10 protein-coding genes are annotated in these 11411 nt (G+C 60.5%); 1 reads left to right on the plus strand and 9 read right to left on the minus strand.

Annotated elements, in window-relative coordinates:
* The first annotated feature begins 38 nt into the window (after positions 1–38).
* Positions 39–1553 carry an aldehyde dehydrogenase family protein gene (locus B5T_RS21765; RefSeq protein WP_014996691.1) on the plus strand — a complete coding sequence of 505 codons (1515 nt, stop codon included), beginning with the start codon at positions 39–41 and terminating at the stop codon, positions 1551–1553.
* Positions 1554–1691: 138 nt separating this feature from the next.
* Here the strand turns inward: B5T_RS21765 and B5T_RS21770 are convergent, their stop codons facing one another.
* From B5T_RS21770 to B5T_RS21810, 9 genes are all read right to left on the minus strand, one after another.
* On the minus strand, positions 1692–2579 hold the full coding sequence (locus tag B5T_RS21770) for a PDZ domain-containing protein (RefSeq protein WP_014996692.1): 888 nt from the start codon (positions 2577–2579) through the stop codon (positions 1692–1694).
* A 38-nt stretch (positions 2580–2617) separates the two neighbouring features.
* A complete protein-coding gene (locus B5T_RS23440) occupies positions 2618–3436 on the minus strand; it encodes a hypothetical protein (protein ID WP_051015561.1) in 819 nt (272 codons plus the stop codon).
* Positions 3433–3891 carry a putative periplasmic lipoprotein gene (locus B5T_RS21780; RefSeq protein ID WP_051015562.1) on the minus strand — a complete coding sequence of 153 codons (459 nt, stop codon included), beginning with the start codon at positions 3889–3891 and terminating at the stop codon, positions 3433–3435. The genes B5T_RS23440 and B5T_RS21780 overlap by 4 nt, the downstream gene beginning before the upstream one ends.
* A complete protein-coding gene (locus tag B5T_RS21785) occupies positions 3888–5018 on the minus strand; it encodes a hypothetical protein (protein ID WP_014996695.1) in 1131 nt (376 codons plus the stop codon). Before B5T_RS21785 ends, B5T_RS21780 begins: the two co-directional genes overlap by 4 nt.
* An 82-nt stretch (positions 5019–5100) precedes the next feature.
* A complete protein-coding gene (locus B5T_RS21790; RefSeq protein ID WP_014996696.1) occupies positions 5101–5730 on the minus strand; it encodes a hypothetical protein in 630 nt (209 codons plus the stop codon).
* A 246-nt stretch (positions 5731–5976) separates the two neighbouring features.
* Positions 5977–7671 (minus strand): dipeptide ABC transporter ATP-binding protein, encoded by a 1695-nt coding sequence (locus B5T_RS21795; RefSeq protein WP_041717176.1) that lies wholly within the window; start codon positions 7669–7671, stop codon positions 5977–5979.
* Positions 7672–7680: 9 nt separating this feature from the next.
* The gene (locus B5T_RS21800; RefSeq protein WP_014996698.1) at positions 7681–8541 is read right to left on the minus strand and encodes an ABC transporter permease; all 861 of its coding nucleotides are present in this window, start codon (positions 8539–8541) and stop codon (positions 7681–7683) included.
* Between the two features lie 4 nt (positions 8542–8545).
* Positions 8546–9577 carry an ABC transporter permease gene (locus tag B5T_RS21805; protein WP_014996699.1) on the minus strand — a complete coding sequence of 344 codons (1032 nt, stop codon included), beginning with the start codon at positions 9575–9577 and terminating at the stop codon, positions 8546–8548.
* A 3-nt stretch (positions 9578–9580) separates the two neighbouring features.
* Complete coding sequence (locus B5T_RS21810; RefSeq protein ID WP_014996700.1) at positions 9581–11203, minus strand: ABC transporter substrate-binding protein; 1623 nt, start codon at positions 11201–11203, stop codon at positions 9581–9583.
* Positions 11204–11411 lie beyond the last annotated feature (208 nt).

The following is an 11411-nucleotide window of genomic DNA, read 5'->3' on the forward strand; positions in this document are numbered from 1 at the left end:
CACGGCCCGGTTTATCCGGGTCGCGGGGAGCTTTTGCCATGAATATGATGACGGAATTCGGCCACACCATTGAAAGTCGTACCCGGACCTTTCTGGAGACCACCCATCACCGCATGCTGATCGGCGATCAGTGGGTGGAGGCCGTCGACGGGCAGCGTCTGGAGGTGATCAACCCGGCGGATGAAACGGTACTCGGCACGGTACCAGCCGCCCAGAAGGCGGACGTGGACCGCGCGGTGCGCGCCGCCGGCCAGGCCCTGGAAAACGGTCCGTGGGGAAGACTGCGCCCCTCCGAACGACAAAACCTGATGCTGAAACTGGCGGACCTGATCGAACGCGACGCCAAGGTGCTGGCCGAGATCGAATCCATCGACAACGGCAAGTCCGCGCAGATCGCACAGGCGGTAGACATTACTCTGTGTATTGAATTTTTCCGCTATATGGCCGGCTGGGCCACCAAGATCGAAGGCGCGTCGCTGGACGTCTCGGTACCGTTTGCCCCACCGGAAAGCGAGTTCTTCGCCTATACCCGCCGCGAGCCGGTGGGCGTGGTGGCGGCGGTGGTACCGTGGAATTTCCCGCTGCTGGTCGCCACCTGGAAGTTGGCCCCGGCATTGGCGGCCGGCTGTACCGTGGTACTCAAACCGGCCGAACAAACGCCTCTCACCGCACTCTATCTTGGCTCACTGTTGCAGGAGGCCGGTTTTCCCGAAGGCGTGGTGAACATCATCACCGGAGACGGTCCGGATGCCGGCGCTCCCTTGGTCGCCCACCCGGGCGTCAACAAAGTGAGTTTCACCGGCTCCACCGAAGTGGGCAAACTGATCGGCCGCGCCGCCATGGACAACATGACCCGCGTCACCCTGGAGCTGGGCGGCAAGTCCCCCATGATTGTACTGGACGACTGCGACCCGGCCCTGGCCGCCCAGGGTGCCGCCCAGGCGATTTTCTTCAACCACGGTCAGGTCTGCTGCGCCGGGTCGCGCCTTTACGTGCACAAGAAGTTGTACGACAACGTGGTGGCGGAACTGGCGGAACTGGCCAAGGCCCTGCCCATGGGGCCGGGGCTGGATCCGCAAACCCATCTGGGGCCCCTGGTCTCCCGCGAACAACTGGACCGGGTGTGCGGCTATATCGACCTGGGCCGCGAACAGGGCGCCGAGCTGGTGACCGGCGGCGCGCGCGCCAATCGTAACGGCTACTTTGTCGAACCCACGGTATTCGCCAGTACCGACGACACACTGCGTATCGTGCAGGAAGAAATTTTCGGTCCGGTGGTGGTGGCACTGCCCTACGAAGATCTGGACGACGTGGCCCGCCGCGCCAACGACACCCCCTACGGGCTCGGTGCCAGCGTCTGGTCCAACGATCTGTCACGGGTGCACCGTCTGGTACCGAAAATCAAAGCGGGAACGGTATGGGTCAACTGCCACAACATGCTGGACGTGGCGGTACCGTTCGGCGGCTATAAGCTGTCCGGCTTCGGCCGCGACATGGGCCGGCAGTCCCTGGATGCGTACCTGGAAACCAAATCTGTTTTCATGGCGGTTTAGATAACCGCCGGCTCCAACGGATTGATGGTCTGGTGCCTTTCCGCCGACGTGATGCGACGTGCGTCGGCGGTTTTTTTAAAGAGAGAGCTGGTGCATTCGAGCCGGCACACTCCCAACCGGAATGCAAGTTAAGAACAATTATCGCTGTCTCGCCAACGCGGGTTGCAGATCCGGATAGACATGCGAAGCGGCGTCAATCACGTCCTTGAAGTTGGCACTACCGCCATGTGTATTCACCAGCCACCGCGCCATGTCACCGACCGAGTGGAACGACTGATCCGATGTGGCACGGATGTACTCCCACCCCCCGGATGCCTTGATCGCCGCGTCACGGCCAACCGCCTTACCGCTTTTCGACCCTGCCATGCCGCCCAGAAAGCTGCCAAAAAAACCGCCCCCAGGTACATTCTCCATCAGCTTTCGCCCTGCGTAAGCCCCGGCAGCGGCGCCAACAGCGGACCCCGTGGCCTCCCCCATTTTGGTGTTGATCGCCTTATTCACCCATTCTGCAGTGACACCGTCGGAGGTATAAGGGCTGAGGTACGGCCCGGAGTTATCCGAAATCACCAGGTCGGCGATATTAACCGGGGCCGCCGTCTCACCTTGTGTATCCAACCCCTTTTGCCCTTCAAGATAGGTCAACTCGGAAGCACGGCCTTCCGGCCCTCGTATCAGGACCACTTCGCGCTCTTGTGAGTCCTGATTGTTCATCAGTTTCAGTTTTACCCGAGTATAGGGTTCGCCACGAATCACATGGATTGCCTGGTTAAGACCGTAGCCTTTCAATATGACCCATTGAGATTCCGGTGTGGGTGCCGCCGCCAGAATCAGATCCCCCAGCAAGATTTGTCCACTTTGTTCCGCCACCGAACCAGGGTTGATCCGAACCACCATCGGGTAGCCTCTGTGCTTCACCAGCCCCGCGCCAATGGCACCAGAGCCGGCTGGCGACAGTGATGATGCACAGCCCGTCAATTGAACCAGAAGCACGAACCCCAATACGTGCAGGATGGCTTTCATTCTCATGGTAACGCCCTTTCAGGAAATGTTGTCGTAATCGTTTTTCAAGGCCGCATTCTTTCCATGGTCAGCAACGCCAACTCTCGGCCTATCTGGCTCAGTGATACCGGCATATCACGTTTCTGGTAGCCACTGGACGTCGCCACCCAATGCGATTCCTTCTCGCTCTCTGGAGGTTCCGCCGTGGTTGAAAACGTTGTCACTACCGTGGCGTTTTCCGTGGACAGGACCCTCACCCGATACCCCGGATCACTGCCATCGCCGGCGGTTAACTCCAGGACATAGTCGGCGTATTCCGCCAGTGCGCGCATCTGCAGGCGCAACTGGTCCGGAGACAAGCGCGAGAAGGTGCCATCCTCCAAGGCATTATCGGATAGACGCCGCGCCAGTCCCTCATCCACCATGCTTGCCCCCGCCGACTGGAACGTTCCGATCAGGCCATCCCGTAAGGCGAAAGAGGTTTCCTTTTGCCGTTCACCCGGCACGCCACGGGTTTCCGATTGCACACCCGCGGCAACATTTCCCTGTTGTTGCGTCCTTTTTTTTCCGTCGCTTTGTGAAGACTTTCCGCTCATGGCCAACGTGGTCCGATGGTAGCCATACCAGTCGCTGACGCGGTCGGACAGCGCCTGGTGCCAAAGCACAGCGATACGAGGGCGATCGGGAAACCGCTCGCGGAATTGATCAACAATAGAGTCAGCATCACTGATGCGACCCGACCGCGTACTTAAGTCACTCCACCCCTGCTCCGTCAGCGGGGATCTGGCCGGGGCCATCATCGGCGCGGCGGAATGATCCTGTGCTAGCGCGGCGCCAATACCCGCCAACGCCAACATCAAGACCGTAGCCTGAACGCAGCTCATCGTGCCTGCCTCACTTCAATACGATATTGCAGCCGTTCCGTGCCCACGGATTTTTCCCGGTACACCGCGCTGGAATTAGCTGGTACCGGCAAACGTTGCCATACGGGTTTGGCATCCACCGGTATGCCTTGTTGGGAAAAAAACCGGGTTCTCGCCTCCACTACATAGTTGTGATCGGTGTGATTGCGCAGCTCCAGCCAGACTTCAGAGGTTCCTGTATCCGTGTGTCCAATGCCATGCCCCGCGCTGGAAAGGCGCAACACTTTATCCGGGCCGAACAGCCCTTCGCTGAAGTTCCGGTTCAGGTCGTAGTCGGCGAAGACGACGGTATTGAAACCGGGCTCTTCAAGGCGCTGGCTCAGCTCCTTTTTACTCATCCCCGGGCTTTGACAGCCGCCCATTAAAGACAGCAAGCCCATCGCCCAAACCGCATTCATCAATCTGGTTCGCATCATGGTGAGACCCCTTCTGGTGTAGATCGGACGAAGGCAAAGCCATTGCCTTTGCCGTCGTAATGGACGGCTATGGTGGCGACTCTATCCACCATCAGCGCACCATCGGCATCCAGGAACACCATCCGCGACCCGTTGCTGACAGGATCACTTCGCACGGTGGTCAGATGAATTTGATCGGGAAGCCGACGCCAATAGCGTGTGTCCGCCCGAGTACGCGAACGAGCGGACAATCCTTGCGCCGCCACGCCGATGGCGGTGATGGTGTGAAAGCCAGCCGCCACCGCACCGCCGGCACTGGTGCTGAGCCCGGCCAGCACGCTGCTGTCGCTGACCGAGGTCAGAGCATCACCCGTGGCCTCAGCACTTTTCTTGAACTGAACCTTACCTTCGATAATGCGGTCCACGGTCCGCCCTCCCCGAGTTGATGCCTGAAAAAAAACATCCTCGATCGGGAAAAGCGACTGTGATACAGCGGCCGTTTCAAGGCGAGCACCCTGTGTCTGTATCTCACGGCCACGGCGGTAGACCAATTGATAGTGTCCAACACCGTCAGCTAACTTGCGCGGGGCACTGCCGGTTTCGGCAATGACAAGGGTGTTGTCGTCGTCATCCGGCAAGGGGCCATTCGGGCGGAGCCGCCGATACTCGGCAAAGTGCTGTTTGGCCAAACTGCCGTTACCATCCAGGCGCGCCGCCCAGCCCGCCAGGAAGATCAAGGACGCAAAGTCCGTGGCGTGCTGCTCTTCCTCGGCGAAGGCATCCTGCAATAGGCCACTCATAAAAGCCGCCCTCGCATTGCCGTAATCACCCTCACGCAGGAACAGCAAACCCCGGTAGTAGAACACCATGCTCCGCTCGTAGGGCTCGCCCTTGAATTCCTTTTCTCCTTCCTCGTACCAAAGGCTGCGCGCCCGGTGTGCGGCATCGTTGTCCGCGTATACGCTTTCGATGTTGACAATGGCCTGGTCGAACGCGGCGCGGGCTAGATCATATTCCTGCAAATGAAATGCCGCCGCGCCGATTTCCATCAAATTGAGAACCTCATTGCGGCGGCCTTCTTCAAATAGTGCGCGGTACAGCGGTCGCAATGATGGAGGCTTTTGGTCCACCACTTCCTGCTGAGCCACTGAAAGTGTTCGCGGCTGATACTGAGTGGGGCCAGTGGCGCAGCCCGCGAGAGCCATAACGGCCACACCGGCGGCCATCAGTTTAGCGATAGAGCACATTGTCCTGAGCCGCTTTGCGCATTTCGTAAGAGCCACTCCAAACGATGGTGCCCAGCTCCAGGTCCACCATTTCGAAGGTAACCTGATGGTAACGGGAGCGGGTCTGGGTATTGCGATCCATTGCGTCCAGGGAAGCGACCCGCCCGCCAAGGCGGTAATCCGCACCCGCGGTGGCCTGGGTCTTGCGGATGGTTCCTCCATCCACGGCACCATCCCGCTTCAGCGCCCGTTCCTTCTCCACCATGTCGGCATAGTGACGTCCGACAAAGATCAACCGGCCATTGGCGGCCCGGTTCAGTTCCACGCGCAGGCGGTCAGTGAGAAGATTGGTATTGATGATCGACGAGCTTTCGTTGCGCATATACTCGTTGTCGATGATGATCCGTGGCGGCACGTCGCGGGCCGCAAGAATGCGGTTGGCGAGCATGTCACGCATCATCTGGTCGGTCATGGCCACCACGTCCTGTGATTCGATACCCACACCCTGTACCCGTCCGGATGTGGTTGGGTCTTCATATACGGTGGCCTGTCCGGCCACATTATCCACTTGTACTGGAGCACAGCCTTGAATTCCGGCCAGTACCGCCGCGGCAACCAAACTCTTCCGGATCATTATTGTCCGCCTCCGTATACACGGTCGGGCCGACAATCGCCTGCGGGGATAAAGCAACGCGGCGCGACGTACTTCAGAACGCTTTGGAAAAGCCGGCTCCCCAAGGACCCCCGCGGGCTCCCTCCGGCTACCGGGCAAGACTAGACAGTTTAGAGCGGCCGCACATACCCCATATGGGGTATGTGGGACGGATATCGCAGGTCACGGAAAGGGGGTTGAGTAAGGCTCTAACAGCAGAGCGGGCTTCTATGGCCACCTTGCCGCGATCACCGAATCCTCGCTCTCCGAAGAAACCCGGGGCGGGGAGGATGGCGGATGAGGAATAGCGGCAAGCAGCTGACGGGTATAGGGATGTTCCGGACGGTCCAGTAAGTGTTCAGCCGACCCTTGCTCGACAATCCGCCCCGCTTTCATTACCAGCACCCGCTCACACAACAGCCGCACCACATTGAGATCGTGGCTGATGAACAGATAGCTCATACCCAGACGCTCGCGCAGTTCCACCAGCAGATTGAGCACCACTGCCTGCACCGATACGTCCAGCGCCGCCGTCGGCTCGTCGAGAATCAGCAGCTTCGGTTCCAGGGCAATCGCGCGGGCGATCCCCACCCGTGCTTTCTGGCCACCGGACAGCTGATGGGGAAAGCGGTCGAGCAGATGTTCCGGCAACCCGACCATTTCCGCCAGTGCTTCCACCTTGGCGCGCAACGCGGAGCCGCGTACATTACCGAGCCGCATCAGCGGATCACTGATCGAGCGGCGCGCACTCCAGCGCGGGTTGAGACTGTCCGTCGGGTCCTGGAACACCATCTGCAAACCGGCGCGGGCAGGATGGCCGGCAAAGCGTTTTCCCGGCACCGCGCCGATGTCCTCACCGTTGAACTGAATGCTGCCGGATGTGGGGTCCAGCAACCGCATGATCATCGACGACGTGGTGGACTTGCCACAGCCGCTCTCGCCCACCAGCCCCAGGCTTTCACCGCAACGCACCTCGAAGGACAGGCCGTCCACGGCCCGATACTCATCGCCCTTGTCCTTGCCGGGGAAAACCTTGACCAGATCCTGTATTCGCAGCAGTGCCTCACCAGGCGGGCGTGCACTCGGTGTACGGCGGCGCGAATCCTCTTCCGGCAACAGATCCGCCACCTTTGAATCGAGTCTTGGTGTCGCCTGCAACAATCGCCGGGTATAGGGGTGCTGGGGGTCGGCAAACAGTGTGGCGGTATCCGCTTCCTCGACAACACGCCCTTTTTCCATCACCACAATGCGGTCACAGTAGGCGGCGGAGAGACCGAGGTCATGGGTAATCAACAGTGTCGACATATTACGCTCGGCGGTGAGCTCGCGGATCAGATCCATCACCGCCTTCTGCGTGGTCACATCCAGACCGGTAGTGGGTTCATCAGCGATCAGCAGCTGCGGGCGGCACGCCAAGGCGATGGCGATCACCACCCGCTGACACATACCCCCGGACAGTTCGAACGGATAAGCGTGGTAGCGGCTTTCCGGGTCATTGATGCGCACCGCCTTGAGCACGTCGATGGCTTTTTCCCTGGCATCGGCGCGGGTAGCCAGACTGTGTTCGATCAGCACGTCATCGATTTGACGGCCCACCGAGCGGATCGGATTGAGTGCCGCCCGGGGATTCTGGAAAATCATCGACATCTCACGGCCACGCAGATCCCGCATGGTGCGCTCATCGGCCTTGCCCACATTGATGCCGCCGAACACGATGCTGCCACCGGCGATACGGCCGGCGCGATCAAGGATGCGCATCACCGCGTAGGACGTCACCGACTTGCCCGAACCGGATTCCCCGACAATGCCGACGGTTTCTCCCTTGGCCACGGTGACCGAAACCTGCCGCACCGCGTCCACCACGCCGCGACGGGTACCGAATTCCACCGTGAGCGCTTTTATATCCAATAACGGTATGCTCATGTCCTCACCTCAAGTGCGCCGCTGCGGGTCGACCAGATCGCGCAGACCATCGCCGAGCAAATTGAACGTGAACACCGCCAGCATCAGTGCCACACCAGGGAAAAACGCCAGCCACCACTCACCGGAGACAATGAAGTTGGCGCCTTCCGCCACCATGATCCCCCACTCCGGGGTCGGTGGGCGCACGCCCAGACCGATGAACGAAAGACCGGCGGCGTTGAGAATGGCCCAGCCCATATTGAGCGAGATTTGCACCATCATCGGCGGCAAGGTGTTGGGAAAGATATGCTGGGCCAGGATGCGCCAGTCGCCGTTGCCGGACAGACGCGCCGCCTGCACGAACCCGGCATTGCGGCGGATATTCACTTCCGCCCGAGCCATGCGCGCATAGAACGGCAGGTTGATGATGGCGGTGGCGTAGACGATGTTTTCGATGGTGTTGCCGGCCGCCGCCACCACGCCCATGGCGAGCACGAACAGCGGAAACGCCATGATGGTATCGAGCAGCCGGCCGGTGATGCGATCCGCCCAACCACCAAAGTAGCCGGCCACCGCCCCCATGGCGGAACCGATGACAAAGGCCATGGCCACCGCGGCCAGAGAAATCATCAGATCCAGACGGGTCGCCACCACCACCCGGGAAAACACGTCGCGGCCGAGATGGTCGGTACCGAACCAGTGATCCCAGGACGGCGACTGCAGAGCGCGGCTGCCATCGGTGGCCATCGGGTCGTAAGGTACCAGCGCGGGTCCGGCCACGGCGGCGATGACAATCAACAGAAACAATAGCGCCGCCAGTGCGGTCACCGGGTTTTCCGTCATCACATAACGGGCATGGCGAGCGAAATTCTTCACCGAGGAAAGTGACATCGGGTCAGTCCTCCATACCCAGACGGGGATCGACCAGGGTATACGTCACGTCGATCAGCAAATTGAGAATCACGAACAGCAGCGCCATGGACAACACGAAGCCCTGCACCGCGGCGTAGTCGGACACCACCAGTGCTTCCACCGCATAGGAGCCAATGCCCGGCCAGGCGAACACTTTTTCCACCAGCACATTGGCGCCGAGAGCGAAGGAAAACACCATGCCCAAAGTGGTGATCACCGGCAGGATGGCGTTGCGCAAGGCATAGGTGTACAGCACTTTATTGCCGGATAGGCCCGCCGCCCGGGCGGTGCGGATGAAGTCGCCTTCCAGCACCTGCAACATGGCCGCCCGGGTCATGCGGGCAATCGGCGCCAGCGTAAACAGGCCCAGTGTCACCGCTGGCAGGATCAATTGCGCCAGCGCCGCCCGCGCCGTCTCGAAATCACCGTCAATCAGCGCGTCGATCACATAGAAACCGGTAACGTGGGGGGGTGACAGATAAAGAATGTCGAGCCGCCCCATCGGCGCCGGTGACCAGCCGAGCAAAAAGTAGAACAGGTAAACCAGCGCCAGCCCGGTAAAGAAAGTGGGCAGCGATACCCCGGCGGTCACCACGAACCGGCACAGGTGATCGATCCAGGAATTGGGCCGAGTGGCGGCCAGAATCCCCAGCGGCATCGCCACCGCGATGGAGAACAGCAGCGCGAACCCGGTCAGCTCCAGCGACGCCGGCAAACGCGTGGTCAGCTCGGTCAGCACTGGCTGACCGGTGGAAATGGATTGCCCCAGCTCCCCGCGCAACAGATCCCCCACGTAAGCGAAGAACTGAACCGGCAGTGACCGGTCCAGCCCCATGCTGACGCGAATCTGTTCGATGGACTCCTCCGACGCCGCCGGTCCGGCGAAATAGACCGCCGGATCCCCGGGCAACGCCCGGGTCAACAGGAACGACACCACGACAATGCCGATCAACACCGGAATCGCCTGCAGCAGGCGGTAACCCACCAGCCGCAAACGTTTGGGCACACGCACCATGATTCAGTCCTGTTTCAGAGTCAGGGGCCGGACATCCAACTGACGGTGGTACCAGTACTCGTAACCGCCTGTATTCTGTTGCATCGCCACGTTCAGCGACGGTTGATACAGCGGAATACGCGGCACATCGTCGATGGCGATTTCGATCATGCGGCGAATATTCGGGGCGTACTTGGGATCGTCCTGGGCCATGTACAGGGTTTCATCCACCAGCCCGGCAATCTCCTTGTTGTCGTAGTTGGAGGAGTTGAACAGGTTCCCTTTTACGTAGGCCCAATAGAAATAGTAGTCCGGCGTGTTCAACCAGCCGCCAAAGTTTTCCAGGTGCAGCGGTAGGGATTTCTCCACCAGTGCCACGGTTCGCCAGTTGGCACCCGGCACCTTGTTCAAGGACACCTTGATGCCGATCTTGCCCAACGCTTCCTGGATCAGCAGCGCGGTGGGTTCAGCCCAGTCCGCCTGGCCCAGATCGAACGACAGCGGCACGGAAAAACCGTCGGCATGGCCGGACTCCGCCATCAAAGCCTTGGCCTTCTCCATATCCTGGCTGTAGGGAAAGGGCTGCGGCCAGGCGGTGCTTTCCGGTTTGGTGCTGTCACCGCCCCACATCGGCACGCCACGCCCGTAGGCGGCATTGTTGAAGATCGCTTCGTAGGGCACCGCATAGGCGATGGCCTGGCGTACTTTTTTATCCTGGAACGGTTCGAAGTTGAGATTGGTGCAGAGCACATGCAGACAGTTTTCGATCGGCGTGCTGACCACCTTTACCTTACCGGCCGCCTCCAGTTCGCGGGCGTCCTTGGCCGGGATACTCTGGGAGAAGTGCACGTCCCCCCGTTCGATCAAGGCCCGGCGCGTGGACTGGGACGGAATCTCGCGAATAATCACGCGTTGGATCTTCGGCACCGGCCCGCAGGCCCAGTCGTCGTTGCGGCTATAGACCAGTTGCTGACCGGAGTCCCAGCGTTCCACCTTGAAGGCGCCGGAACCGGCCGGATTACGATGCAGGTATTCCGTGGCCCAGGGGTCCTGATCGGTGGCGTGCACCTTGGCCACTTCCGAGTTGATGACGATGGCCACCGGCGTGGTCAGATCTGGCAGCGTCAATTTGGACGAGTGCGGCAAACGAATACGGAAGGTCTTGTCATCCACCGCTTCGAACTGCTCCGGTTCTTCCAGGGAGCCGGCGGCCATCTGCGCGGTGGGGAAGCCGCCCAGCGTCACGGCACGATCGAAGGACCATTTCACATCGTGGGCGGTGACCGGCTTGCCATCCCAGAAGCGGGCGTTGTCACGAATTTTAAAGGTCAGCGTGCGGCCGTCCTCGGAGACTTCCCAGGATTCGGCCAGCTCCGGCTGCAGGTTGTCGTAATCGTAGCTGAGAGACCCGTCCTCCAATTGCTTGTGGCCAAAGGTCAGCAAACGGTCGTAGCAGTTCACCGCCACCTGGTAACTGGGCCGGTTGGTGCCGCTGCGGTGGATGTCCAGACTGTTGATGGTGGTTCCGGTGACCACCACCAGGGTGTCATTCCGGGCCGCCAGCGCCGGCATGCTCTTGAGGAAGGTCAGGGCGCCCACACCCACGGACAAAGCGGAGACCCCTTTTAAAAAATCGCGACGGTACATGAACACTGCCCCCTGCGGGTTAACATGAATACCAACTTGTATGCGACTTCCAGTATGCAGATTCCGGGCCAGATGCCGGCGAGCGCCAGGAGCCCTTTTTTTAAAGGTATTTGGCGATGCCGCGAAGGCCGTGGGGAGGGGTTGCGGAGAGGCCCAAGGCGCCCCGCTCCACTGCCTTGCATGCAAGGACGGTTTACCGCCCCACTCT

This window comes from Alloalcanivorax dieselolei B5, assembly GCF_000300005.1.
In the GTDB taxonomy this organism is placed as follows: Bacteria; Pseudomonadota; Gammaproteobacteria; order Pseudomonadales; family Alcanivoracaceae; genus Alloalcanivorax; species Alloalcanivorax dieselolei.

What these genes read in the sequence shown, in the direction of transcription:
- B5T_RS21770 (WP_014996692.1), bottom strand. Translation starts at nt 2,579, where the DNA reads ATGAGAATGAAAGCCATCCTGCACGTATTGGGGTTCGTGCTTCTGGTT.
- B5T_RS21810 (WP_014996700.1), bottom strand. Translation starts at nt 11,203, where the DNA reads ATGTACCGTCGCGATTTTTTAAAAGGGGTCTCCGCTTTGTCCGTGGGT.
- B5T_RS21765 (WP_014996691.1), top strand. Translation starts at nt 39, where the DNA reads ATGAATATGATGACGGAATTCGGCCACACCATTGAAAGTCGTACCCGG.
- B5T_RS21780 (WP_051015562.1), bottom strand. Translation starts at nt 3,891, where the DNA reads ATGATGCGAACCAGATTGATGAATGCGGTTTGGGCGATGGGCTTGCTG.
- B5T_RS21790 (WP_014996696.1), bottom strand. Translation starts at nt 5,730, where the DNA reads ATGATCCGGAAGAGTTTGGTTGCCGCGGCGGTACTGGCCGGAATTCAA.
- B5T_RS21800 (WP_014996698.1), bottom strand. Translation starts at nt 8,541, where the DNA reads ATGTCACTTTCCTCGGTGAAGAATTTCGCTCGCCATGCCCGTTATGTG.
- B5T_RS21805 (WP_014996699.1), bottom strand. Translation starts at nt 9,577, where the DNA reads ATGGTGCGTGTGCCCAAACGTTTGCGGCTGGTGGGTTACCGCCTGCTG.
- B5T_RS23440 (WP_051015561.1), bottom strand. Translation starts at nt 3,436, where the DNA reads ATGAGCTGCGTTCAGGCTACGGTCTTGATGTTGGCGTTGGCGGGTATT.
- B5T_RS21795 (WP_041717176.1), bottom strand. Translation starts at nt 7,671, where the DNA reads ATGAGCATACCGTTATTGGATATAAAAGCGCTCACGGTGGAATTCGGT.